A 25,498-nucleotide genomic window follows, 5' to 3' on the forward strand; every position below is an offset into this window, starting at 1 on the left:
CAGTACCCTTTTTATTCAAATTCCAGGGATTTTATATAACCGTTGATTTTCATCTCCTCATTGGTGTAGTATTCAATCATCAGCCTGCTACCGCCAATGATCACCCGACAGTTTTTTGCCTGAAGTTTGATGGAACAGTCTGTATACAGGATAATGCTTCGGTAATTTTCTATTACAACGCTATGACGTCCAAGAAAAGATACAAGCACTTCTCCCATAACCACGTCCTTCGGGAGTTTTAAGGCGGAAGCTGCTTTTTCCTTTGATTCCTCAAACATAATCCCTTTTCTGCCCCTCTCTTTTATTTTTGCAAATCGATTTGGGGATTTAACCCCTTTATACTATATGCAAAAAAGATGCGGAACATTCTACGGCATTAAAAGTCGAAAAAACCCCTGGTCACATAGAATGGGACCAGGGGCTCATCTTTTAACTATTAGTTATATTTACGTTTTCTTGCAGCTTCAGACTTTTTCTTGCGTCTAACGCTTGGTTTCTCGTAATGCTCTCTCTTACGAATTTCCTGCTGGATACCTGCTTTTGCACAGTTTCTTTTGAATCTGCGTAAAGCACTATCTAAGGTCTCGTTGTCTTTAACGATAACATTTGACATAGCTCACACCTAACCTCCCTCCAGTTGTGTACTTGTGCATAATACAACTGTTTGGGTATTTTATAGCACTGATATGATTATAGCATAATTTTGCCATTCGTCAAGAAAAACTTTATATCTTTCTTAATGTTTCCCTGATTAATTCAGCTGTTCTGCAACAATTTCCGCAACTTTTTCAAGGCATGCATCCACTCCTGCCGGATTCTTTCCGCCTGCCTGAGCCATATTCGGACGACCGCCCCCGCCGCCTCCGACTAAGGAAGCAATGGCTTTGATCAAGTTGCCTGCATGAGCTCCCTTTTTCTGTGCGTCTTCCGTCACAGTAGCCATCAGATTTACTTTATCATCCTGAACAGAGGCGATTACAATGACTCCATCTCCTATTTTATCTTTCAGCTGGTCGCCCAGATTGCGGAGTCCATTCATATCCACATCAAGCACCTTTGTGGCAAGAACCTTAACTCCCTTAATCTCTTTCACCTGATCCATTACATTTCCAAGAGAGTCTTTTGCAAGTTTGCTTTTTAACTTTTCATTCTCAGAATGCAGGGCTTTTATTTCTTCTAAAAGGGACTGTAGTTTTTCCGTCAGGGATGATGGTGTTGTCTTGACAATCTTTGCTGCTTCAAGAAGCTCTTTTTCTGTTTCCTGATAATAATGCATCAGGCCGTCTCCGGTCAGGGCTTCGATTCTCCGGACTCCGGCTGCGATACCGGTTTCAGACAGGATCTTAAAAGAGCCAATGACTCCCGTATTGTTAATATGGGTGCCGCCGCAAAGCTCTGTGGAAAAGTCTCCCATTTTCACAACGCGGACCGAATCGCCGTATTTTTCCCCAAACAGTGCCATAGCACCTGATTTTTTGGCTTCCTCTAAAGACATGATTTCCGTTTTTACAGGAAGAGATTCCTTGATTTTCTCATTTACCAGAGTTTCCACCTGTTGGATTTCCTTAAGTGTCATGGCTGAGAAATGAGTAAAGTCGAAACGCAGCCTGTCTCCGTCAACTAAGGAACCGGCCTGCTCTACATGATTGCCCAGAACTGCTCTTAAGGCTTTCTGGAGAAGATGGGTTGCACTGTGGTTTTTCCCCGTATTCTGGCGGTTATTTTCACAAACCTTTAAGGTAACCACATCTCCGGTCTGCAGCATTCCCTTTATCATTCTGCCCACATGGCCCACTTTTCCACCCTGTAAATGGATGGTATCTTCCACCTTAAATTCGCCCATATCACTTACGATTCTGCCTACATCGCCCTGCTGGCCTCCCATGGTTCCGTAAAATACGGTCTGTTCCGTCACAATGGTTCCGGTCTCTCCGTCGGTAAGCGCCTCCACTAAGTCTGTTTCCGAAGTGAGAACAAGGATTTTGGAATCACAAACCAGCTTATCATAGCCGATAAACTCCGTTGTAATGGCAGGATCAATGGACTGGTAGACAGTGACATCAGCCCCCATGTAATTGGTGGTTTTTCTGGCATTTCTGGCTGTTTCCCTCTGCTTTTGCATAGCAGCCTTAAAGCCGTCTTCATCCACACTGAAATTCTTTTCTTCCAGAATCTCCAGAGTCAGATCCAGAGGGAATCCGTAGGTATCATATAATTTGAAAGCATTCTCACCGGAAAGGATAGTGATCTTCTCTTTTATCATCTCCTCTTCCAGCTCGCCAAGTATTGCAAGGCCCTGGTCAATGGTCTTGTTAAACTTGTCTTCCTCCTGGGTCAGAACTTTTAGAATCATAGCTTTCTTTTCTTCCAGCTCCGGATATCCATCCTTAGATAAGTCAATCACGGTGGCGGACAAGTCTGCAAGGAACTTTCCTTCGATTCCCAGAAGTCTTCCATGGCGGGCTGCTCTTCTTAAGAGGCGGCGGAGAACATAGCCCCGTCCCTCATTGGAGGGCATGATGCCATCGGATATCATAAAGGTACAGGACCGGACGTGATCTGTGATCAGCCGAAGGGATACATCCACATCAGGATCCTTCTTGTATTCTGTCCGGGCCAGTTCAGCCACACGGTTTAAAAGAGCTTTAATGGTATCCACATCAAAAATGGAATCTACATCCTGAACAACTACGGCCAGACGTTCCAGTCCCATGCCGGTATCAATGTTCTTCTGCTGTAATTCCTCATAATTTCCATGGCCGTCATTTTCAAACTGTGTGAATACATTATTCCACACTTCCATATAACGGTCGCATTCACAGCCAACGGTACAGTCTGGCTTGCCGCAGCCGTACTTCTCTCCCCTGTCGTAGTAAATCTCAGAACAGGGGCCGCAGGGACCTGCGCCGTGCTCCCAGAAATTGTCTGCCTTTCCAAAACGGAAAATACGCTCGGGCGCAATGCCGATTTTCTTATTCCAGATTTCGAAGGCCTCATCGTCTTCCAGATATACGGAGGGATACAGCCTGTCCGGGTCAAGGCCGACTACCTGGGTCAAAAATTCCCATGACCAGTGAATCGCCTCATCCTTAAAATAATCCCCAAAGGAAAAGTTTCCCAGCATCTCAAAGAATGTGCCGTGGCGGGCTGTCTTGCCAACGTTCTCAATATCTCCTGTCCGGATACACTTCTGACAGGTAGTCACCCTTTTTCTTGGCGGGATTTCCTGGCCTGTAAAATATGGCTTAAGGGGAGCCATGCCCGAGTTGATTAACAACAAGCTGTTATCATTATGTGGAACCAGGGAGAAGCTTTTCATCGCCAGATGTCCCTTACTCTCAAAAAATTCAAGGAACATTCTCCTCAGTTCATTCACACCGTAGTTTTTCACGTTACTGTCCTCCGTTTGCTATTTTGTCTCTTTCGTCGCATTGCCGCTGTTTACGGCATCTTTATGATCTCTGTATTTCTTGCCGCATACGATACCGCCCCATGCAAGAAACAGGAAGAACAGAAATTTTATTGCGGTCTCCAATAAACTTGCAAATATAGCTGTCATATTTTTTTCCTCCCGAAAATTCATATAGTATCACTCATTTTACTATCCTATCATATGGAATTTTATTTATCAAGATGTTGCTATGGAAATTTTTTCATTCAAAATAAAAAAGTACGGTAAATACCGTACTTTTTACTGTTCCTCTTTTAAAGAGAGGACATCCATGTATTCTGTTACCAAATCATAGGCCCGCGCCCTAGTGGACTCTGCCAAGGAAGCAGTGTACTCAACCTCTTCCAGGCTTCCGCCGCTGTATTTTTTTGCGGCCTCTTCTGCCTTTGCATCCCTGCTTTTGATCCATGCCTGCTGTGAGGTTTCAAGGGTTTCCTTATCTTCGTCAGTCAACCCTTCTATAATAGCGGTATAAATCGCATTCTGTTCCCTGTTCCACAGCTTAAATTCCTTATCTACCAGGACTTTCATGGAATAGGTATTTGAATCTCCTGATTCCTCCCGCATCTTTTTGATCTGGGCATCCAGTTCCAGCAAATGCTTTTGATAATAGGCTGCCCCCTCCGCAGGAGCGGCTGCATTCGCCTGCCGGCTTTTTAAATCCGGACTTATGGGAGAGATTACAGTTTCCTCTATGGAAGCCTCGTTAGAGTTTTCCTCTGCCTGGGGAACCGGTTCTGCCTGGTCAGAAACTGCAGCACTTTTCATCCGAAGCTCGGCATCTGCCGGCTGGGATCTGTTTTCCGCTGCGGTTTCAGCATTTGGGGCGGCTGCCGGACCGGCTTTTCTCATCTTTGATTCCGCTGCAGAAGCAGGCGCTTCCTGGGGAGCCGCCATATCCGCTGAAAACAATTCCGGCGTTCCGCCATAGCCTTTTGCCTCTGCTTGGTCATCCGGAATTTCGGAGTTTGAAAGCCCAGTGATTCCCAAAGGATCCGAAACATTTTCCTTGCTTTTTATAAACGTGGATGTGGCAAGGGTTATGAGGATCCCGATGACCAGAATGCTTCCAATTACAATCCAAATTCCTCTATTTTTATTCATGAAATATCATCCTAACCTATTTGATGAAAATAACATAGCACAAATAAAAAAGAAAGAAAATAGGAATTCGCAATTAGTAAGACATTGTAAGAGATATGTAAGTTTTTGGCATTTTCCAATGCTTGCCATATCATATCCCTTCGTCGACCTGCAGATCATCTCCATCTGCAGCGCTTGTGGCCAGCACGTCACACCTCTCATTCTGAGGGTGGCCGGCATGTCCCTTTACCCAGTGAAAAGTCACCTGATGAGGTTCTATGGCCTTTAACAGCCTTTCCCATAGGTCAATGTTCTTTACAGGGCCGCTTTTGCCCCTCTTCCAGTTGTTTTTTACCCAATTCTCAATCCAATGCTGATTAAATGCGTCTGTCACATATTTGGAATCAGAGTATAGTTCTACCTGACATGGCCTGGTTAACGCTTCCAGACCTGCAATGGCCGCCATAAGTTCCATACGGTTGTTGGTGGTTTTTACATATCCACCTGACATGGTTTTTTCGTGGAGCTGCCCTTTGGAATCAGTAAATTGCAAAACCGCGCCATAGCCTCCTGGCCCGTCAGGGTTTCCTCTTGCAGCTCCGTCGGTAAATAATTGTACTTTCGTCACTTTCTTTTGTTCTCCTTATCTATCCCATTTATCACATAAAGAATTAATTTGATCCGCAAATTTGGCAAGATCTTTATTGGCTCCGCCTTCGTTATGACGGATAACCTGCAAAAGCCTTTCGCCGGCAGCAAAAAGCCTTCCATAAACACCCACTGGTTTTTTTGAGATTTCCGGTCCTTTGACAACTGCAACACCCTCTGTCTCATCCAGCCATCTCCCAAGGGAAAGATCATAAACAGAACCGGAGTGAGGGGCCTTTACCCTGTATCCGTAATCCTTCTCAAGGAGCTGCTCAAAGGAGCTGCAAACCAGATCATCACCGTGTACCAGAAATACTTGTCGCGGTTTTTCTTCAAAAGCGTTCAACCAGGCAATCAATCCTTCCATATCTGCGTGGGAACTCATTCCCTCCATCTGTTCTATATGGGCTTCCACCTGAATGGTTTCGCCAAACAGCCTTACTTCACTGCAGCCTTCAATCAGGCTCCTTCCCAAGGTTCCTATGGACTGGTATCCGGTGAAAACGATCGTACAAGACCGTCTCCATAAATTATGCTTTAAGTGATGGCGGATACGGCCTGCATCACACATGCCCGCCGCTGAAATGATTACTTTTGGTTTTGAATTAAAATTAATGTTCTTGGATTCTTCACTGGTAACCGACAGCTTCAGGCCTGGAAAGGATATGGGGTTGATACCTTTCATGACCAGTTCCTTTGTTTCTTCATCATAGCAGTCTACCAGATTATCTTTAAAAATTTGGGTTGCTTCCACTGCCAGAGGGCTGTCGACATAAACCTCAAACCCATCATGACCGGTGACCAGCTTCTCTGCTTTGATTCGGCGGAACATATAAAGGAGCTCCTGGGTCCTTCCCACTGCAAATGCGGGTATTACCACGTTTCCACCACTGTCAAGGGTCTTTTGGACAATGCCTGCAAGAATGGAAACATGATCCGGTATCACACCGTGAAGCCGGTCTCCGTAGGTGCATTCCATAACCACATAATCCGCCTCTTTTATGTAGTGAGGGTCACGGATTAAGGGCTTGTTCTTGTTGCCGATATCACCGGAAAATACGATTTTTTTAGAGATTCCGCCTTCTGTGATCCAGATTTCAACAGAGGCGGAACCAAGAAGATGGCCTACGTCTATAAAGCGGATAGTAAAGCCATCCTCCAGTTCCACCTTTTCGTTGTAATTGTAGGAATGAAACAGCTCCAATACGCCCATGGCATCATTGATTCCGTACAGGGGTTCTTCTTCCGGGAGGCCAGCCCGCCTGGCTTTTCTGTTCTTCCATTCTGTTTCAGACTCCTGAATATGGGCGCTGTCCTTCAGCATAATTCCGCAAAGATCGGCGGTTGCCACGGTGGAGATCACCCGTCCCCGGAACCCTCTTGCATAGATAAAAGGAAGCATTCCTGCGTGATCGATATGGGCATGGGTCAAAAGAACATAATCAATTTCCGCATAGCTGACTGGCAGATCCACATTTACAAATTTATCAATCCCCTGCTCCATACCGCAGTCCACAAGGATTTTAAAACCGGCAGCTTCCAGATAATGACAGCTCCCGGTTACCTCGCGGGCTGCGCCGATGAACATTAATTTCATAAAGCCCTCCTGTTGTACCTGTTTTTTGTATTATACCATTAATTTAGATAATAATGCAAATCATACCGCCATTACTATCGTTAATTATTTTTTGGAGGGTGTCCTGAAGTTTTATTTGACAGTCTTCCGTAAGCTGGGAAACTTTTTGCTGAATGCCGTCTTCCACGATCTGTTCAATGGATTTTCCAAAGATATTGGTGTTCCATATTCCATCTTCGCTATCTCTTGCATTTTCTTTAATGTAAGCGATCAGATCTTCTGCCTGCTGTTCGCTTCCGACAATAGGAGCGATCTCCGTCTGGATATGGGCTTTGATTAAATTGATGGAAGGTGCTTCTGCCCGCATTTTTACTCCGTATTTATTACCGTGCTTAATGACTTCCGGTTCATCCAGTATAATTTCGGACCGTTCCGGAGTTACGATTCCATAACCTTTGAAACGAACCTGGCTCATGGCCTGATTAACCTTTTCGTATTCTGCCTTCATCTTTGCAAGCTCGCTTAAGGTTTGCATCAACTGGTATTCTCCCTCTATCGGAAGCCCTACATAGTCGCTTAAAATCTGATAATAATAACTGTCATCCACATCCATTGCAACGGATACGCTGCCGTCGGCCATATTTAAGTTCTGGATCTTAATGGACCGGACGCTTTCTGTTGATCCGTCAAATAAGTCTGATGATACGTCCTTCATGTGGGATACTTTTTTTACCATATCTTTTGCAGCCTGGATTACCTGGGCTTTCAGCCAGTGGGTAGCAGGGAGGATCTCAAGCCATTTAGGAATGAAGAAATCCATTTCTGTTACAGGGAATTCCTTTAATACCCGTTCAAGGATGTTATTTACGTCATCCTTCTTTAACTGTTCACAGTTAATGGGCATGACCGTTACCCCGTATTTCTGGCTTATATCCTTTGAAAGAGCCGCTGTTTCCTCAGAATACGGCCTTGCAGAATTGAGCAGAATAATAAATGGTTTCCCAAGGTTTTTTAATTCCTGTACGGTACGCTCTTCTGCAGCTATGTAGTTGGGACGCTTCAGTTCGCCGATGGAACCGTCTGTGGTTATGACTACGCCAATGGTAGAATGGTCATTAATGACCTTTCTGGTTCCGATTTCTGCCGCTTTTGTAAAAGGGATCTCGTAATCAAACCAGGGTGTTTTCACAAGCCGCTCTTCATCATTTTCAATGTGACCGGCAGCACCGTCTACCATAAAGCCTACACAGTCGATCAAGCGGACTTTTGTTTCGATCTCATCTCCCAAACGGATGGTTGCCGCTTCTTTGGGGATGAATTTTGGTTCTGTGGTCATGATGGTTTTTCCTGCCGCACTCTGGGGCAGTTCGTCCCTTGTCTGAGTTTTCTGGTGTTCATCCTCCATGCCCGGCAGAACCATTAATTCCATAAAACGCTTGATAAAAGTCGACTTTCCTGTTCTTACCGGCCCCACAACTCCAATGTAGATTTCTCCGTTGGTTCGGGCTTTGATATCATTGTATACGTTATAATTGTCCATAAAGATTCCCCCTTCTGTGCTGTTATACTATATGCATGGGAGAAAGGATTATTCCCTTTTATTTTTCACGCCGCTTCTCTTTTATAATCGCATTTGGACTGGTGAAAAAGGAATAAATTAAGGATGGCAAAGCAGCTTTTACACTTCTTTTGCCATCCTTTAAAAATCTGGTATTCTGCGAAATCCACATGATTATTCGCTTAAATATGCCTTCTTTACCGAATCATTATTCATCAGTTCATGGGCATTGCCGCTTAACACTATGGCCCCTGTTTCCAGAACATAAGCACGGTTTGCAATGGACAAAGCCTTTTTTGCGTTTTGCTCCACCAACAATACCGTTGTTCCTGACTTGTTTACTTCCTGAATAATATCAAAAATCTCATTCACGTAAATCGGGGAAAGGCCCATGGAGGGCTCGTCAAGCACAATCACCTTTGGATGGCTCATCAGTGCACGTCCCATGGCTAACATCTGCTGCTCTCCGCCGCTTAAAGTTCCCGCAGGCTGGTTCTTTCTCTCCAGAAGCCTTGGGAAACGTTTGTAGATCATCTGCAGGGTTTCTTCTATCTCATTTTTATCCCGTCTTGTATAAGCGCCCAGCTTTAAATTTTCATAAACACTCAAAGCTGCAAACACCCGCCGTCCTTCCGGTACATGAGCCATACCCATGCCCACAATTTTATCGCCCCGGATTCTTGTGATATCCTGGCCATCAAACTGGATGGTACCGGAGGTCGCCTTTAAAAGACCGGTTATGGTATGAAGGGTCGTGGTTTTTCCAGCGCCGTTGGCGCCGATCAGGGCTACGATCTCACCCTCGTTTACTTCAAAGGAAATATTCTTAAGCGCCTTGATGACGCCATAATATACTTCTAAGTCTTTTACTTCAAGTAGTGCCATTCCTTAAGCCTCCTTATTCTCCCAGATATGCCTTGATAACTTCCGGATCATTGAGCACATCCGCCGTTTTTCCCTGGGTAAGCACCTGGCCGAAATTCAGTACGGTCAGTCTTTCGCAAATGCCGGAAACAAGCTTCATATCGTGTTCAATGAGCAGAATGGTCATATCAAAATTATCCCGTACAAAGCGTATGGTATCCATAAGCTCTGTGGTTTCATTGGGATTCATACCGGCTGCCGGCTCATCCAAAAGCAAAAGCTTAGGACCTGTGGCAAGGGCACGGGCGATCTCCAGCTTCCTTTGTTTTCCGTATGGAAGGTTGGAAGCGAGGATATCCTTTTCTTCATCAAGGCCAAATACTTTTAAAAGCTCTATGGCCCGCTGATCCATCTCTTTTTCCACCTTAAAGTACTTAGGCAGGCGGAGAATTCCTGTTACCGTCCCATAGGAATAGGCGTTGTGAAGACCGGTCTTAACATTATCAAGAACCGTTAATTCCTTAAACAGACGGATATTCTGAAAGGTTCTTGCGATTCCGGCCCTGTTGATATCCACTGTCTTTTTCCCTGTTATGTTTTCTCCGTCCAAGAAAATAGTGCCTGTATTAGGTTTATAAACACCAGTTAAAAGGTTAAAGATCGTGGTTTTACCGGCACCGTTTGGGCCGATAAGACCATAAAGCTGTCCTTTTTCAATGTTGATGCTGAAATTATCTACGGCGCGCAGTCCGCCAAAGGATATTCCAAGATTCTTGATTTCCAGTAAAGCCATGGTTATGCCCTCTCCTTTTCTGCCCTGTTCTTATGGAAATACCGTTTCCTGAGATCAATTAATTTAGGACTCCAGTTAAAAATCATCATGACAATCAGGATGATGGCGTAAATCAGCATCCGGTAGGTATTTAAACCTCTCAAAAGCTCCGGAAGCAGAGTTAAGAGAACTGCAGCGATCATGGAACCACGGATATTACCGATTCCTCCGAGAACCACAAATACAAGAATCATGATGGACTGGTTATAGCCAAAATTCTTCTGCGTCGCAGTAAGTGCAGAAAGGTTATGGGAATACAGAACACCGGCCACGCCTGCCAGGGAGGCAGAAATGGAAAAGGCCATTAATTTGTATTTTGTAATGTTAATACCAATGGATTCCGCCGCAATGCGGTTATCACGTACAGACATGATAGCCCGGCCGGATCTGGAATGAATTAAATTCAGAACAATTACCAGCGTGATCAAAATAAGGATAACCCCTATGGTAAAGGTAGAATTTTTAGGCGTTCCTGTAATTCCCTGGGCACCGTTAATGATTACTGTCCCCTCTTTTGCCATATTGAGAGCTCCTGCGTTTTTTAAGGAAAAGTGAAGCCCGTCAGCATCTTTTCCAATGTAAACCACATTTATCACATTTTTAATGATTTCTCCAAATGCCAGGGTTACAATAGCCAAATAATCGCCCCGAAGCCTTAAAACCGGAATTCCAACCACAATACCAGCCAGTGCTGCCGAGAAAGCACCAATTAAAATAGCGAAAAAGAAACGGATTCCCGCGTTTGGAATGGTTTCCAGCATGGAAATGGAAAACAAGGCACTGGAAAAGGCTCCCACACACATGAAACCTGCATGACCCAGACTCAGTTCTCCAAGGATGCCTACGGTTAAGTTCAAGGATACTGCCATAATGGTATAAATGCACAGAGGTACCAAAAGACCCTTCATCAGGTTGCTCACCTGGCCTGCGTTTACCAAAAGCTGTACGATAATATAGGCGGCGATCACCAGCCCAAAGGTTATTATATTGCTTTTTAATGTCTTATTCAGACGAAAATTTATCTTCATACTTTTTTCCATATCGTCCACCTATACTTTCTCGTTGATCTTCTTACCCAGGATTCCGGTTGGCTTTACAAGAAGAACGACAATAAGGACTCCAAATACGATGGCATCGGAAAGCTGGGAAGAAATATAAGCCTTGCTTAAGTTTTCAATCACACCCAGTAAGAGTCCGCCGATTAACGCTCCCGGAATGGAGCCGATCCCGCCAAATACGGCAGCCACGAATGCCTTAATGCCTGGCATGGAGCCGGTATAGGGGGTAAGAGTCGGATAAGCGGAACAAAGAAGCGCACCGGCCACAGCAGCCAGAGCAGAGCCAATGGCAAAAGTAAGGGCAATGGTTCCGTCCACATTAATTCCCATGAGCTGGGCGGCTCCCTTATCTTCCGATACGGCAAGCATGGCCTGTCCTGCTCTTGTCTTTCTGATAAACATCGTCAGACCGATCATAATGATGATACAGCTGATGATCGTTACAATGGTCTCACCGGAAATGATCAGCTTTCCCTGTGCAAGCTTAAGGGCCGGAACTGTCACGACAGAAGTAAAGGATTTCGGATTAGAGCCAAAAACGAGCAGTGCGATGTTTTGGAGCAGGTAGCTCACACCGATTGCCGTGATCAGAACCGCAAGAGGGCTTGCCATACGGAGAGGACGGTAAGCGACCCCCTCAATGACAACGCCAAGAACCGTGCATAGGATCACTGCAAGAAGTATGCCGGCAACCGGACCTAAGCCCATTGTGCTGACAACTGTGAACACCACGTATCCTCCGATCATAATTACATCGCCATGAGCAAAGTTAAGCATCTTGGCAATGCCATATACCATGGTATAACCCAAGGCAATGATCGCATAAACACTGCCCAGACTTAAGCCATTAATAAAATAGGATATGAAACTCATCATACCATCGCACCTCATTCGTTGTTTATTTTAAAAGAAGAGAGTCGTCCTCTGGACGACCCTCTATTGGGTCATTTACCAAATGAATGAAATTCAGTAATTACATCGCTGTGTAAACACCATTTACGATCTTAACTGCTTTTGGTGCCTTATCCGGTTCTCCGTCTTTGGACCACTTCATGTTCTCGCCTGTTAAGCCGTTTACAGAAACTTCTGTCATAGATGTCTTTAACGCATCGCAGATTGCAGAAGCATCCATGTCTGCTGTAATTGCAGCCTTTTCAGCAGCAGCCTTGATGGCGTAAACCGCATCATAACCATCGGCAGCAAACTGGTTTGGTGTTTCGCCGTACTTCTCTTTGAATGTAGTAACAAACTTCTGGGTAAGTTCATCCTTTGCATCAGCAGCAAATGGTGTCAGAAGCATTACGTTTTCAGCTAAGGAAGTATCAAAATTTTCTACGGTTAAAAGTCCGTCAAGTCCGTCACAGCCAAAGAACTGTGGCTCGTATTCCATCTGCTTTGCCTGTGCAAGGATTAAGGCAGCCTGGGAATAGTAAATCGGAAGGAATACAAGCTCAGCGCCTGAATCCTGTGCCTTCTGAAGCTGTACGGAGAAGTTGGTATTGTTGTCTGCGGTAAATGCCTCATCAGACACAATTTCAATTCCCTGGTTTGCTGCTTCAGAGAGGAATTTATCATGGATACCGGATGAATAAACATCGGAGCTGTCATAAATAATAGCGACCTTGGTAGCCAGTTTGTTCTCACCAATGTACTGTGCGGAAGCTGCTCCCTGGTTTGGATCAGAGAAGCATACACGGAACTGGTTGTCAAATTTAGCACAGTCTACTGCAGAACCGGAAGGAGTGAGCTGAAAAATGTTATCATTACTGGATTCCGCACCTACTGCGATACAGGGAGCGGAGGTAACAGTACCGACTAACATCTGCATACCCCAATCCTTTAAGGTATTGTACGCATTTACTGCTTTTTCCGTATCATTTTCATCATCCTGGAAGCTGTACTCAATCTGAGTTCCATTGATTCCGCCGTTAGCGTTAATCTCGTCAATGGCTAATTCCGCACCGCGCATAACAGCCTGTCCGTAAATCGCTGTGCTTCCAGTGATCGGTCCGATACCACCGATTTTAAAGGAACCTTCTCCAGAAGCCTTTGCTGCTTCCGAGGACTCTCCCGATGCCGCTTTTTCCCCGGCGGTGGTTTCTGAAGTCTTGCCGCTTCCGCAGGCAGTTAAAGATGCTGCCAAAGCAACTGCCATGACAAGGCTCAGTAACTTCTTCATAGATTTTTTCATAATCCATTCCTCCTCATAAAACGTTTTATATATACGTTTCGTTGGTAATATTTACTTGATAAAGGCAGGCAATGCACACCAGAATCCAGCAAATCTTCCGTTCGATGAGCCAGGGGCTGATCGAACTTCGTTGACGTATACATAGTCTTTATAATAAAATGGCTTTTAAAAAAAGTCAACTGATTTTAATTTAATTATAAAAAAATCGACATGTTTCTTTTTTCCTGCCTGCACATAAGGAATGTTTCTCCATTAATCCCATGGCAGATCAGAACTTTCAATAGTCTTATCCCTAAGCATTAAATCTTTAACAGCTTCGGAGGCTGGTTTATTATTAAATAAAACTGCATTTACCTGCTCCACAATCGGCATGGAAACGCCGTATTTTTCCGACAGAGCCAGAGCGGCTTTGGCAGAATAAATACCTTCTACCACCATCTTCACTTCCTTTGTGGCTTCCTCCATGGTCTTTCCCTGGCCAATCAGGATTCCGGCTCTCCGGTTCCGGCTGTGCATACTTGCACAGGTTACGATCAGATCCCCGATTCCGGATAAGCCGCAAAAGGTCTGAAATTTACCGCCCATTTCCGTGCCAAGCCTTGATATTTCGGCAATGCCCCTTGTGATCAGAGCTGCTTTTGTGTTATCACCATAGCCAAGTCCATCTGCGATGCCGGCAGCAAGGGCGATGACATTTTTGATGGAGCCTCCAAGCTCGATTCCCAGGATGTCAGGACTTGTGTAAACCCGGAAAACCTCACTCATGAAAATTCCCTGAATGTATTCTGCTGTCTTTCTGGTACGGGCACCTGCCACGCAGGTGGTGGGAAGGTTTTTGCTCACCTCTTCCGCATGACTTGGTCCGGAAAGGACTGCCACATCTGCCATGGGAAGCTCTTCTTCCAATATTTCGGAGAGGGTCATAAGAGAGGATTCTTCAATTCCCTTTGCAACATTGACCACTACCTGGCCATATCTGCAAAATGAATTCATCTTTCTTGCCGTTGAACGGACATAAACGGAAGGAACTGCCGTAACAAGAAGATCCCTCCCTGTCATAGCTTCTTCTAAGTCTTCCGTAAAAGTCATATTCTCAGTCAGCACCAGATCCGGCAGGGTATGATGCCTGTGGGTCGATCTCATCTCCGAAATTTCCTCAGGAAGAGCAGACCAGACGGCCACCTCATGCCCATTATTATATAGAAGAGCTGCAAGCGCTATTCCCCAGCTCCCAGATCCGATCACTCCGATTTTAGCCATTTTCTTCACCTCATGTTATTTTTTTCCTGATCCAAAGGAAATTTTATTCTCTCTGCCGCGGACAAGGCGTCCGATATTCGCCCGGTGGCGCCAGAACGCCTGACCACTTATCAGTGCTGTCACTATGTAGAATTCAGGCAATAATCTTTGATCAAGACCATACGCACCCATCATTCCAAAGAGGAACAGCCATATTAGAAAAATTGTTGCGACTACCAGAGAACCAAGAGAAACATATCTTGTAACAGCAACGATCAAAACAAATGCCACCAGGCATAAAAGCATCATTCTTAAATCAGTAGCTACAATCAGTCCGGCTGTGGCAGCAATGCCCTTGCCGCCTTTGAAATTAAGATAGAACGGGTAATTATGGCCCAGGATTACGCCAAAACCAGTATACAATATCAGAAGATAAATCATCTCCGGCTGGGACCGGAACAGGACACGGATCATTAAGCAAGGCAGCAATGACTTTAAGAAATCACCTAAAAAGACCACTGCTCCGGCCTTTGGCCCCATAACCCTTAGGGCGTTGGTCGTGCCGGAATTACCGCTTCCGTGGTTGCGGATGTCAATTTTATGAGCCTTTCCGTAAAAATAACCGGACTGTATGAGTCCGAATAAATAACCTGCAATAAGACAGATGATTCGCTCCATACGATTATTCCTTTCCGCTTCTTTCTCTGTATATAAACTTAAGGGAGGTTCCTTTAAAACCGAATGCTTCCCGGATCTTATTCTCTAAATACCTGGTATAGGAAAAGTGAGTCAATTCCTTATCGTTTACAAAGATTACAAAAGTCGGAGGCTTTACAGCAACCTGGGTGATATAATAGAGTCTTAATCGTTTGCCCTTATCGGACGGGGGCTGCTGAAGCGCCACGGCTTCTGACATGATTTCATTTAGAACTCCGGTGGCAACCCGAAGAGTCTGGTTCTCCCGAACCATATCAATCACCTCGAACAGCTTATTCATCCTTTGGCCGGTTTTTGCAGAGATAAATAAGTATTCTGCATAAGGCATAAAGGACAAAGTATTCTTGATCTTGTTTGTATATTCATAGATGGTCTTATCGTTCTTTTCAATGGCATCCCATTTGTTGACCGCAACAATGATGCCCTTTCCACGCTCATGGGCAATACCTGCAATTTTTGCATCCTGTTCAGTTACGCCTTCTTCCGCGTCAATGACCACTACCACCACATCGGCCCGTTCAACTGCCGTAACGGTACGGATGATGCTGTAGCGCTCCAGTTCCTCTTTGATCTTACTCTTCCGTCTCAGACCTGCCGTATCAATGAACACATATTCCGTGCCATTATGAACGATCTCCGTATCCACCGCATCCCTAGTAGTACCTGCAATATTGGAAACAATGACCCGGTTTTCTCCCAGGAGCTGATTTATAATAGAAGATTTGCCGACGTTTGGCTTTCCTACAATTGCAATTCTCGGCCTGTCATCCTCTTCTTCCTCTGTATCAAAGGTGCCAAAATGCTTTGCCACCTCATCAAGAAGCTCTCCAAGGCCCAGTCTGGAAGCAGCAGAAACAGGGACCGGATCCCCGATTCCTAAGTTATAGAACTCATATACATCATTCCCGAACTTCTGGAAGCTGTCCACTTTATTGACAGCAAGAACGATGGGCTTTTTGGATTTACGAAGCATGTCAGCGACCTTGGAATCAGAGTCCACAAGTCCCTGACGTACATCCACGATAAAGATGATGACATCTGCGGTGGCAATGGCGATCTCCGCCTGTTCCCTCATCTGGGACAGGATGATGTCGCTGCTGTCCGGCTCAATACCCCCTGTATCAATCAGGGTAAAATTCATATCCAGCCAGGTACAGTCTGCATAGATCCGGTCCCTGGTAACGCCTGGTGTGTCCTTTACAATAGAAATGGTATCACCGGCTAAAACATTAAACAACGTAGACTTTCCCACATTGGGGCGGCCTACGATGGCAACTACTGGTTTACTCATATGTTATTTCCTTTCTTCTTGTTGTCCATGCTTTTTGGACATAAAGGTATACCCGTAGGGTATTTGTCTATTCCGCCCATGCTTTTGGTACATAAAGGTATGCCCGCATGGTGTTTCTTCCTCTCGACCACGTTTTCCGTGCATTAAGGGATACCCGCAGGGTATTTCCCCTTTTCTGCCGGATGTTCCGGTTATGAGGGTATGCCCGTAAGGTTGTTTAATTCATACCCTTCATAAGAAGCTTCATTCTCTTCTACCGGCATAAGAACTGCCTGTACAAAATCCTGACCGCTTGATTTTACAATATCTACCTGTACTTGTAAAGCATTTTGTACATCCTGACGGGTCAGGTCATCAAGAAATACCTCTTCTCCGCTTCGGAACATGCATTCCGGAAGCAACAACCGTCTGCCCAGTGCCTGTCCCTTAAGCTGTCCGATTAAATCCTGGCCGGTGATTAGGCCTGCCACTGTGATTTGCTCCCCGAAAAAGACATTGGTAATAGGGTAAACGTGAATGATCCGCCCGGGAAATTTTTCCTGTACCAGTTTTACATGTCTTTCAATATAAGGGGCAGCAAGCCTGCCTGTTGCGATTGAGATCTCTTCAGACTTATGGTCATCTTCCATGGTTTCCAGAGCAGCCTTAATCTCCTCATCTAAAAGCCTCAGCATGCCTACGCCGTTTTCCAGCTGAATATATCCGTCGTAACGGCTCTCTTCCGGAAAAGGCAGCCCTGCCAGGATATAAAGCTCGTCACTGGCATGTATGAAATGGGTTCCATGGGTTTTATAAAGCTTTTTCTGCCATCGTCCGATGATCTCCACGATCTCTTTTGCATCCTCAGTCGTAAAGGGTTGTAAAGGATAAAGGCCATCCCGGTATTTTGACATTCCAACAGGAACTGCGGATACGCTCTCCATATATGGGAGGTATTCTGATAAATCCTCTATGGTCCTCTCCAGCTCCTTTCCGTCATTGACGCCCTTGCACAGCACAATCTGACCGTTCATGGGGATCCCTGCCTCATACAGCCTCCTGATTTTATCCAGGGCTTGGCCTGCAAACCGGTTGTGAAGCATCTCACACCTTAAAGCAGGATTGGTGGTGTGAACGGAAATGTTGATCGGTGCCAGTTTAAACTTTATGATACGGTCAATGTCATGATCGCTCATGTTAGTCAGTGTCACGTAGTTTCCCTGTAAAAAGGAAAGCCTGGAATCGTCATCCTTAAAATACAGGGTCTCTCTCATTCCAGGGGGCATCTGGTCTATAAAGCAGAAAATGCATTTATTCCGGCAGGATCTGTATTCACTCATGAGTCCGTTTTCAAAAGTAATCCCCAGATCCTCGTATTGGTTTTCTATTTCCAGTTCCCATTCTTCCCCGTCTTTCTTTTTCACGGTCATGAGAATGGACTCGCTGTTAATGTAATACTCATAATCAAAAATGTCTTCCAGTTCATGACCATCTATGGACAGGACCGTATCCCCTGGCTCCAGTTCCAGCTGATCTGCTATGGAGCCGGAATCAACTTCTTTTATGATATGTCCTCTTTTGCTCATCTTAATTTTACCTTTCTGTAGCTGTCCCATATATCATAACAAGATTGTCACTCTTTGTAAAGGAAGCCTTTTTTGTTTTTTTCCTGGAAATACGACCGAAGCTATTGACGCATTCTGTCATTCAATGGTATAAAAGGGTGTAAGATTAAAAGCAGGCAGTCTTACGACTGGCTGTTGATTTATTATGGAGGAATCTTTGTCATGGCAAATGATTATGTATTTAACGACCAGCTACCTGTTGCTTCCTTAAAGATTGCAGCGCTGGAAAGCTGCCGGGAATTGGCCGGGAAAGTAAACGACCACATCGTAGGTTTCCGCAGAAATGATATCCAGGAGCTGATACGCCGAAAAGCTGATCTTCACTATCGCGGATATGATGTGGACTCCTATCTTCTCAAATGCGAATGCCCGCGTTTTGGAAGCGGAGAAGCGAAAGGCATTATCAGGGAATCTGTCCGGGGCACGGACGTATTTGTGATGGCAGACGTCACCAATAACAGCATAACCTATACCGTCAATGGTTATACCAACCACATGTCTCCTGATGATCATTTTCAGGATTTAAAAAGAATCATTGGCGCCTGCAGCGCAACAGCCCATAGGGTATGTGTTATTATGCCGTTTTTATACGAGAGCCGCCAGCATAAGAGAACCAAAAGGGAATCTTTAGACTGCGCCATGGCTTTGGAAGAACTGGTTCACATGGGAGTCAGCAACATCATTACCTTTGACGCTCACGATCCCAGAGTCCAAAATGCCATCCCATTAAATGGATTTGACAATTTCATGCCCACTTACCAGTTTGTCAAGGCAGTATTGAGGAAGTGTCCGGATTTAAAGATTGATAAAGAGCATTTAATGGTAATCAGTCCGGATGAGGGTGCCATGGACCGTGCCGTATACCTTGCAAACAACTTAAGCGTGGACATGGGTATGTTTTATAAGAGACGGGATTACTCCAAAGTGATTGATGGGCGGAACCCTATTGTCGCCCATGAATTCTTAGGTGCCTCCGTAGAAGGTAAGACAGTGTTAATCGTAGACGATATGATCTCCTCCGGGGAGAGCATGCTGGATACAGCAAAGGAATTAAAAGAGCGGAAAGCAGATAAGGTAATCGTTTGCTGTACCTTTGGCCTCTTCACCAACGGACTGGCTAAATTTGACGAATATTACAGTCGTGGATACATAGACTGCGTCGTTACTACAAATTTAAATTACCGTCCCATGGATTTGCTGGGAAGGGAATGGTATGTAGAAGCAGACATCAGTAAATACATTGCGGCAATTGTAAATTCTTTAAATCATGATGTGCCCATAAGTACTGCCCTTTCTTCTACAGAGAAGATCCAGAATTTGTTAAAAAAGTATCGGGCGTAAGAATATGCCCTGCCCTTACAAACGCAAAAGGGTGTAAGGTTCCTCTTCGTTTTAACAAAAAAGTGAGATGCTGCTATTTTGCAGCATCTCACTTTTTTTGAACTTATGAATTATAAAAAATAAGCGTATCATTACCCATTGTTTTTTTCAACAATCCCTAAAAATGCCGCCAGATTCCCTCTCTCATTCCCGGTCGTCCGGTGGGAAAATAAAAGATCTGAATTACAATGGGTACAGATATCCGTAACCTGGATGTTTTCCTGCTTTATCCCTGATTCCAGCAGTACAATTTCATTCGCCCGCCAAAGATCCAGCATATATTTTCCATCTTTCTTTTCAGATAATATATCGCTCCAATACTTCTTATCGAAACCTTTCATAAACTCCTGGGCCACTTCGCCTCCTACCTCATAACATTCCTTGCAGATGCTGGGGCCAATGCAGGCGATCACATCCTCTGCCTTCGTTCCAAAGGCTTCCTCCATTTTTTTGACCGTAACTTCCCCCATGCGTTTCACAGTTCCCCTCCAGCCGGAGTGGCTAAGCCCTATGGCCTGATGAATTGGATCCAGAAAATAAAGGGGCACGCAATCTGCATAAAAGGTAACCAGAGTAATTCCAGGAACATTGGTGATCAATCCATCCACATCTTCATAATCCCGTTCCTTTACGATTCCTTTCCCTGCATCCTCTTCCGTTACCAGCCGGACATTGGTTGTATGGGTCTGATAGGACAAAACCATCCGCTCCATATCAACTCCCAGAGCCTTTCCCATCCTACGGTAGTTTTCCATAACATGGGACCGATTATCTCCCCGGGTAAATGTAAAATTCATAGTAGCATACTTTCCCTGGCTCACGCCTCCCAGTTTCGTTGAAAATCCCTGCTTCACTAACCCAGTTCTTTCTAAAATAGGAAAGGACAAATAAGGTACCTTTTCCACTGTCTTATAATCCATTCCAATATCAATAGCTTTACGCTTCCACATATCTTCCATCACACCCTTTGTTTAAAATGCGTCTTTAATCAGCCGGATTTCCTGTCCAAGGATTGCCACCACATCAAACCGGCAGGGAATGTCCTCCCCCAGATGGCACCGGTACAAATATCTTTTGGCAGCATCCCTTATTTTCCTCTGCTTCAAAAAATGGACTGCTTCCGCCGGATCTCCTTTTTCCAGATTCCGCCGGTACTTTACCTCAATAAAGACGAGTTCCTTTCCATCCTTTGCGATAATATCGATTTCTCCCTTACGGTCTCCAAAATTCCGTTCTAATATAACATATCCTTTACTTTCCAGATATGCGGCAGCCGCATCTTCAAACTCACTTCCAATCTCCCGATTGTTCTTCAAAGACAACCTCCCACAAAATTCTTAATAAAGCTGCGTCTGTGAATGGGACAGGGACCAAATTCCTTTAGGGCATTAATATGAACGGCCGTCCCATATCCCTTATGCTTTGCAAAACCATATTCCGGAAACAATTTGTCATATTCTTCCATCATATGATCCCTGGTCACTTTTGCCATAATGCTTGCAGCGGCAATTGACACGCTCTTTGAATCTCCCTTGACAATAGGAACCTGGGAAGCGGTAACTCCCGGGATCGTAACTGCATCATTTAATAAAACTTCCGGTTCTACTCCCAATTTGCCTATGGCAAGCCTCATAGCTTCATAGGTAGCCTGCAGGATATTTATTTCATCGATCCGGTCTGCTCCGACCACTCCAACTGCAAAAGCGGAGGCTTTTTCCTGGATTTCTTCAAAAAGGGCTTCCCGCCGTTTCTCTGACAGTTTTTTTGAATCATTTAAAAAAAGAATTTCGCAAGCCCTGGGCAGAATCACCGCACCAGCTACCACTGGTCCTGCCAGAGGTCCGCGTCCAGCCTCATCGATTCCGCAGACCAGGATATGATCCTCATACTGGCGTTCAAACTCTTTCATTATCTCCAGGCGCTCCTGTTCCGCCTGAAGCTTTTCTTCTGTTAATTTTCTCATTTCTTTAAGCTCCCATTTTTTGATTGAAAAACAGGGTCCTGCTCTTTTTCCAAAAAGCAAAACCCTTTCATTAAATTCTGGTTATTGCGCAGGAAGTTCCAGAGTCATACGACCCAGCTTTCCGCTTCTGAAATCGTCAATTAAAAGATTCGAAGCCTTCACCAGGTCCAGTTCACCGCCTTTTGCAAGACAGGCCCTGGCCTGTGCCACCTGCATTAATGCCTCCAGGGCATCTTCTGTTTCTATTCCATATCTTTCAGAAAGAACTCTGGGATATTTTTTTGTCAGGAAACGGATGAGCTCCATTGCCAGTTCATCCTTATTCAATATCTCATCATTGACAGATCCAATGAGAGCAAGCCTGATTCCCACCTGCTGATCCTCAAATTTCGGCCACAAAATACCGGGGGTATCAAGAAGCTCTAGGCTCTTATTAAGCCTGATCCACTGATTCCCTTTCGTCACTCCCGGTCTGTTTCCTGTTTTTGTGCATGCTTTTCCCGCAAATGAATTGATAAAGGTAGACTTTCCCACATTGGGAATTCCCACCACCATAGCTCTCACCGGACGGTTTAAAATCCCTCTTCTGCGGTCACGTTCTATTTTCTCCTTGCATGCCTCCTGAACAACACCGTTAATCTGCTTTAATCCTGCCCCGCTCTTGGAATTCACCTTGACAACGTAGCAGCCCTTGGCTTCAAAATATGACTCCCAGGCACTGTTGCAGCGTTCATCCGCAAGATCGGATTTATTAAGCAGAACGATACGTGCCTTTCCGGCTCCTAATTCATCAATATCAGGATTCCGGCTGCTTAAGGGTACTCTCGCGTCCACCAGTTCTATTATCAAATCAATTAATTTGATATCTTCCTTCATAGCTCTTTTGGCTTTGGTCATATGACCTGGATACCATTGTATATTCATAACATTCCTCTACTTTGAACGAATTAGTTCCATTTTTATAAAAGGCATCATCCGGAACCATACCTTGCCCTGGATCTGGCCTCTGCTTACATTTCCGATATTTGCAAAACGGCTGTCCTCGCTACTGTCTCTGTTATCACCCAGCAGAAAATATTCATCACTCCCAAGCTTGACCGGCTTTTCCGCGAGTCCGGAAAGTGAAATACGGCCAGAGCCGGACGGCTCTTTCAGCTTTTCGCCGTCAACAAAGATTTCATCGTTTTTTATATGCACGGTTTCCCCTGGCAGGCCGATGACCCTCTTTACATTCATTTTCTGATCTTCTCTTTGAAATACCACAACATCAAACCGATCCGGGTTTCCAAAATCATAAGCCAACCGGTCCATTAAAACCACATCATCCGAAGCGAGAAGAGGAAGCATGGAGTGCCCTGCAATCACGATCTGTGTTCCATAAGCATAGACCAGAAACCATGCTAAGGCAATCACTACTACAATATCAACGACCCAGTTGACTATTTGCCGGAGTTTATTATTATCTTCACTGTGATAAAAATCCATGTATGAAACCCCCCATCTATTATAAGGAAGTTCGCTTCGCTTATCTTCATTAAGTAACTCATGTCAAGAAAGGGACAATTTGCATTGTCCCCCTCACCTGATCCGGAATTATTTAACTGATTCTTTGACCTTAGCAGCCTTACCAACTCTGTCTCTTAAGTAGTAAAGTTTTGCTCTTCTTACTTTACCTCTTCTTACAACTTCAATGTTGTCTACAGAAGGGGAATGTAATGGCCAGGTCTTTTCAACGCCGATGCCGTTAGAATTCTTTCTTACGGTAAATGTCTCTCTGGCGCCGCCGTTCTGTCTTTTAATAACGGTTCCTTCAAAAATCTGGATTCTTTCGCGGGCACCCTCTTTGATCTTGTTGTATACCTTAACGGTATCGCCAACGTTGAACTGAGGAACTTCCTGCTTTAACTGTGCTGCTTCAATATTCTTAATAATTTCGTTCATTGTGTGAACCTCCTTGATATTATTTGATGTTCTTAATACTTCATTTTAAAATCCGTAACAGAGGACCATCGCCTTTTCATCACAACGTTTTTCATTTTATCATAAAGAAACTTGGATTGCAAGTCCTTTCTTCCTTAAATTATTCCCGTTTTTCCTGCTCATTTTCAAGCTTTTTTAAATATTCTGCTTCTTTTTTAGACAGGCTGGCATCCGCCAAAAGATCCGGCCTACGTTCCAGGGTCCGTTTAATGGATTGTTCCCTTCTCCAGGTATCAATATTTTTATGATGACCGGATAAAAGGATATCAGGAACCCGGAGTCCCCTATACTCTTCCGGCCTGGTATACTGGGGATATTCCAGAAGATTGTCGTGGAAGGATTCAAATTCTGCAGAGGTATCGTTGTTTAAAACCCCTGGGATCAGCCGGGAAATGCAGTCAATCATAACCATGGCCGGAAGCTCTCCTCCTGTCAGCACATAATCACCGATGGAAAGATAATCCGTGGCAACAAGTTCCAAAGCTCTCTCATCAATTCCTTCATAATGGCCGCATAGGAAAACAAGGTCTTCTTCCTTTGCCAGCTCCTCCGCAATTCTCTGGTTAAAAACCCTCCCCTGGGGAGTCATGTAGATAACCCGGGGCTTTTTCCCAATCTTCTCACACAAATCATCATAGGCCTCGCAAATAGGCATCGGCTGCATGACCATTCCGGCTCCGCCTCCATAGGGATAATCATCCACATGGCGGTGCTTGTCCGTTGAATATTCCCGGATATCTATGGCTTCAATAGAGAGCAGGCCCTTTTCCGCCGCTCTCCCGATAATGCTGGTGTGGAGGCCGTTTAGGACCATCTCAGGAAACAGGGTTAATATGTGATAATTCATTGTCTATTTCCACTCCTCTATCTTAATCCAGAAGTCCATCCATGATGTGAACGGTAACAGTTCCTTCTGTTAAATCCACATTTAACACGCATTCCTTGATTGCCGGAAGCAGGACTTCCTTCCCTTCTGCCGTCTTTACTTCATAAACATCATTGGCTCCGGTCTTGATCACATCGGTCAGGGTTCCAAACTCTTGTCCATCCTCAGTGACTACGCGAAGTCCAATTAAGTCAAAAATGAAATTTTCATCCGGTCCCAGCTCTACCGCCTGGTCCCTGGTTATGAGCAGATCTTTTCCTTTATATTTTTCAATGTCATCAATGGAATCATATCCTTTAAACTTAAGGATCACCATATTCTTAAAAAACTTTACTCCCTGGATTTCCAGATCCATATGCTCCCGGCCTGTATCCAGAATTACATTCTTTAGACTTTTAAAACGATTTACATCGTCTGTGGTTGGATAAACCTTCACTTCTCCTCTCACCCCGTGAGTGGATGAAATTACGCCAACTCTTAACAAATTATCCATCTGTCTCTCCATATTATGCAAAGGAAATCTGCTTCACTTTGCTCATCGAACCATATCAAAGAAACCGGATATTACTATCCGGCTTATTTTAAGCATTTGCACAAAGAAAATAATACCAAAAGGACCGTCGTCCCGACAGGCCGGCGGTCTTTTACGGTTACTGGATTTCTACAGTAACCTTTTTGTCTTCTTTGGAAGCTGCTGCTTTTACAACAGAGCGGATAGCTTTAGCGATCCTGCCCTGCTTGCCAATTACCTTACCCATGTCGGAAGGTGCAACCGTAAGTTCAAGGATTATCTCATCGTCTTTAACGGTTTCAGTAACAACAACCTGATCCGGGTTATCAACCAGTGCTCTTGCAATTACTTCTACTAATTCCTTCATATGCTTCACCTCTCACTACTGGATACCGGCGATCTTTAAAAGCTTGCTTACAACTTCAGTTGGCTGAGCACCTGCAGTTAACCACTTCTTTGCGTTCTCTTCGTTAAACTTGATTACGCTTGGTTCTGTGGTAGGATCATAGTAACCAACCTCTTCGATGAATCTGCCATCTCTTGGAGATCTGGAATCTGCAACTACAATTCTATAGAAAGGAGCCTTTTTCTGACCCATTCTTTTTAATCTCATTTTTACTGCCATTTTGAAATTCACCTCCTTAAATCTTGGATTCTGAAACTAAT

The 25,498-nt window shown here is 44.6% G+C and carries 28 protein-coding genes; 1 reads left to right on the forward strand and 27 read right to left on the reverse strand.

The genetic code is table 11. The annotated features are described in order from the left end of the window. Window positions 1-11: 11 nt before the first annotated feature. The 17 genes from BMW45_RS24185 to BMW45_RS24260 form a co-directional block, all read right to left on the reverse strand. Window positions 12-278, reverse strand: coding sequence for a YabP/YqfC family sporulation protein (locus BMW45_RS24185; protein WP_092249982.1), 267 nt, complete (start codon window positions 276-278; stop codon window positions 12-14). Window positions 279-436: 158 nt separating this feature from the next. Next, on the reverse strand, window positions 437-613 hold the full coding sequence (gene rpsU, locus BMW45_RS24190; protein ID WP_008975787.1) for a 30S ribosomal protein S21: 177 nt from the start codon (window positions 611-613) through the stop codon (window positions 437-439). Between the two features lie 138 nt (window positions 614-751). Continuing rightward, window positions 752-3,358 carry an alanine--tRNA ligase gene (gene alaS / locus BMW45_RS24195; RefSeq protein WP_242883319.1) on the reverse strand — a complete coding sequence of 869 codons (2,607 nt, stop codon included), beginning with the start codon at window positions 3,356-3,358 and terminating at the stop codon, window positions 752-754. Between the two features lie 51 nt (window positions 3,359-3,409). Continuing rightward, a complete protein-coding gene (locus BMW45_RS28145; RefSeq protein ID WP_166433184.1) occupies window positions 3,410-3,559 on the reverse strand; it encodes a hypothetical protein in 150 nt (49 codons plus the stop codon). Between the two features lie 132 nt (window positions 3,560-3,691). Beyond that, window positions 3,692-4,555, reverse strand: coding sequence for a lysozyme inhibitor LprI family protein (locus BMW45_RS24200; protein WP_092249988.1), 864 nt, complete (start codon window positions 4,553-4,555; stop codon window positions 3,692-3,694). Between the two features lie 130 nt (window positions 4,556-4,685). Beyond that, window positions 4,686-5,162, reverse strand: a complete 477-nt coding sequence (gene rnhA / locus BMW45_RS24205) for a ribonuclease HI (protein ID WP_025233189.1) — start codon at window positions 5,160-5,162, stop codon at window positions 4,686-4,688. Window positions 5,163-5,177: 15 nt separating this feature from the next. Beyond that, on the reverse strand, window positions 5,178-6,779 hold the full coding sequence (locus BMW45_RS24210; RefSeq protein ID WP_025233190.1) for an MBL fold metallo-hydrolase RNA specificity domain-containing protein: 1,602 nt from the start codon (window positions 6,777-6,779) through the stop codon (window positions 5,178-5,180). A gap of 43 nt (window positions 6,780-6,822) precedes the next feature. After that, a complete protein-coding gene (gene spoIVA, locus BMW45_RS24215) occupies window positions 6,823-8,298 on the reverse strand; it encodes a stage IV sporulation protein A (protein ID WP_025233191.1) in 1,476 nt (491 codons plus the stop codon). A 192-nt stretch (window positions 8,299-8,490) separates the two neighbouring features. Next, entirely contained in the window at window positions 8,491-9,201 is a 711-nt protein-coding gene (locus tag BMW45_RS24220; protein ID WP_092249991.1) for an ABC transporter ATP-binding protein, read from the reverse strand. A gap of 13 nt (window positions 9,202-9,214) precedes the next feature. Continuing rightward, the gene (locus tag BMW45_RS24225) at window positions 9,215-9,973 is read right to left on the reverse strand and encodes an ABC transporter ATP-binding protein (protein ID WP_025233193.1); all 759 of its coding nucleotides are present in this window, start codon (window positions 9,971-9,973) and stop codon (window positions 9,215-9,217) included. 2 nt (window positions 9,974-9,975) lie between these two features. Continuing rightward, complete coding sequence (locus BMW45_RS24230; RefSeq protein ID WP_092249994.1) at window positions 9,976-11,052, reverse strand: branched-chain amino acid ABC transporter permease; 1,077 nt, start codon at window positions 11,050-11,052, stop codon at window positions 9,976-9,978. A gap of 9 nt (window positions 11,053-11,061) precedes the next feature. Beyond that, the gene (locus BMW45_RS24235; RefSeq protein ID WP_025233195.1) at window positions 11,062-11,943 is read right to left on the reverse strand and encodes a branched-chain amino acid ABC transporter permease; all 882 of its coding nucleotides are present in this window, start codon (window positions 11,941-11,943) and stop codon (window positions 11,062-11,064) included. A gap of 100 nt (window positions 11,944-12,043) precedes the next feature. Further along, window positions 12,044-13,261 (reverse strand): ABC transporter substrate-binding protein, encoded by a 1,218-nt coding sequence (locus tag BMW45_RS24240; protein WP_092249997.1) that lies wholly within the window; start codon window positions 13,259-13,261, stop codon window positions 12,044-12,046. A 252-nt stretch (window positions 13,262-13,513) separates the two neighbouring features. After that, entirely contained in the window at window positions 13,514-14,521 is a 1,008-nt protein-coding gene (locus BMW45_RS24245; protein ID WP_092250000.1) for an NAD(P)H-dependent glycerol-3-phosphate dehydrogenase, read from the reverse strand. Between the two features lie 15 nt (window positions 14,522-14,536). Next, on the reverse strand, window positions 14,537-15,178 hold the full coding sequence (gene plsY / locus BMW45_RS24250) for a glycerol-3-phosphate 1-O-acyltransferase PlsY (RefSeq protein WP_025233198.1): 642 nt from the start codon (window positions 15,176-15,178) through the stop codon (window positions 14,537-14,539). A 4-nt stretch (window positions 15,179-15,182) separates the two neighbouring features. Then, window positions 15,183-16,508, reverse strand: a complete 1,326-nt coding sequence (gene der / locus BMW45_RS24255; protein WP_092250003.1) for a ribosome biogenesis GTPase Der — start codon at window positions 16,506-16,508, stop codon at window positions 15,183-15,185. A gap of 191 nt (window positions 16,509-16,699) precedes the next feature. Then, the gene (locus BMW45_RS24260; protein ID WP_092250006.1) at window positions 16,700-18,073 is read right to left on the reverse strand and encodes a DUF512 domain-containing protein; all 1,374 of its coding nucleotides are present in this window, start codon (window positions 18,071-18,073) and stop codon (window positions 16,700-16,702) included. Between the two features lie 201 nt (window positions 18,074-18,274). Here BMW45_RS24260 and BMW45_RS24265 point away from each other — a divergent pair, with 201 nt between their 5' ends. Further along, complete coding sequence (locus BMW45_RS24265; protein ID WP_025233201.1) at window positions 18,275-19,453, forward strand: ribose-phosphate pyrophosphokinase; 1,179 nt, start codon at window positions 18,275-18,277, stop codon at window positions 19,451-19,453. A 131-nt stretch (window positions 19,454-19,584) separates the two neighbouring features. Here BMW45_RS24265 and pgeF read toward each other — a convergent pair whose 3' ends face one another. The 10 genes from pgeF to rpsP all read right to left on the reverse strand — a co-directional run bounded on the left by pgeF (window position 19,585) and on the right by rpsP (window position 25,457). Next, complete coding sequence (pgeF, locus tag BMW45_RS24270) at window positions 19,585-20,451, reverse strand: peptidoglycan editing factor PgeF (protein ID WP_092250009.1); 867 nt, start codon at window positions 20,449-20,451, stop codon at window positions 19,585-19,587. Window positions 20,452-20,463: 12 nt separating this feature from the next. Next, complete coding sequence (locus BMW45_RS24275) at window positions 20,464-20,808, reverse strand: YraN family protein (protein ID WP_092250012.1); 345 nt, start codon at window positions 20,806-20,808, stop codon at window positions 20,464-20,466. Then, a complete protein-coding gene (locus tag BMW45_RS24280) occupies window positions 20,805-21,455 on the reverse strand; it encodes a ribonuclease HII (RefSeq protein ID WP_092251175.1) in 651 nt (216 codons plus the stop codon). The genes BMW45_RS24275 and BMW45_RS24280 overlap by 4 nt, the downstream gene beginning before the upstream one ends. 81 nt (window positions 21,456-21,536) lie before the next feature. Then, entirely contained in the window at window positions 21,537-22,379 is an 843-nt protein-coding gene (gene ylqF / locus BMW45_RS24285; protein WP_092250015.1) for a ribosome biogenesis GTPase YlqF, read from the reverse strand. Window positions 22,380-22,388: 9 nt separating this feature from the next. After that, window positions 22,389-22,940 (reverse strand): signal peptidase I, encoded by a 552-nt coding sequence (lepB, locus tag BMW45_RS24290; protein WP_092250018.1) that lies wholly within the window; start codon window positions 22,938-22,940, stop codon window positions 22,389-22,391. A gap of 108 nt (window positions 22,941-23,048) precedes the next feature. Further along, entirely contained in the window at window positions 23,049-23,396 is a 348-nt protein-coding gene (gene rplS / locus BMW45_RS24295) for a 50S ribosomal protein L19 (RefSeq protein ID WP_025233207.1), read from the reverse strand. A gap of 139 nt (window positions 23,397-23,535) precedes the next feature. Further along, the gene (gene trmD / locus BMW45_RS24300) at window positions 23,536-24,282 is read right to left on the reverse strand and encodes a tRNA (guanosine(37)-N1)-methyltransferase TrmD (protein WP_029701737.1); all 747 of its coding nucleotides are present in this window, start codon (window positions 24,280-24,282) and stop codon (window positions 23,536-23,538) included. 22 nt (window positions 24,283-24,304) lie between these two features. Next, complete coding sequence (rimM, locus tag BMW45_RS24305) at window positions 24,305-24,814, reverse strand: ribosome maturation factor RimM (RefSeq protein ID WP_092250021.1); 510 nt, start codon at window positions 24,812-24,814, stop codon at window positions 24,305-24,307. A 157-nt stretch (window positions 24,815-24,971) separates the two neighbouring features. Next, window positions 24,972-25,199, reverse strand: a complete 228-nt coding sequence (locus BMW45_RS24310) for a KH domain-containing protein (RefSeq protein ID WP_025233209.1) — start codon at window positions 25,197-25,199, stop codon at window positions 24,972-24,974. Window positions 25,200-25,214: 15 nt separating this feature from the next. Further along, window positions 25,215-25,457, reverse strand: coding sequence for a 30S ribosomal protein S16 (gene rpsP, locus BMW45_RS24315; protein ID WP_013272775.1), 243 nt, complete (start codon window positions 25,455-25,457; stop codon window positions 25,215-25,217). Between the last annotated feature and the right edge of the window lie 41 nt (window positions 25,458-25,498).

The organism is Lacrimispora sphenoides (assembly GCF_900105215.1).
Classification (GTDB): Bacteria; Bacillota; Clostridia; order Lachnospirales; family Lachnospiraceae; genus Lacrimispora; species Lacrimispora sphenoides_A.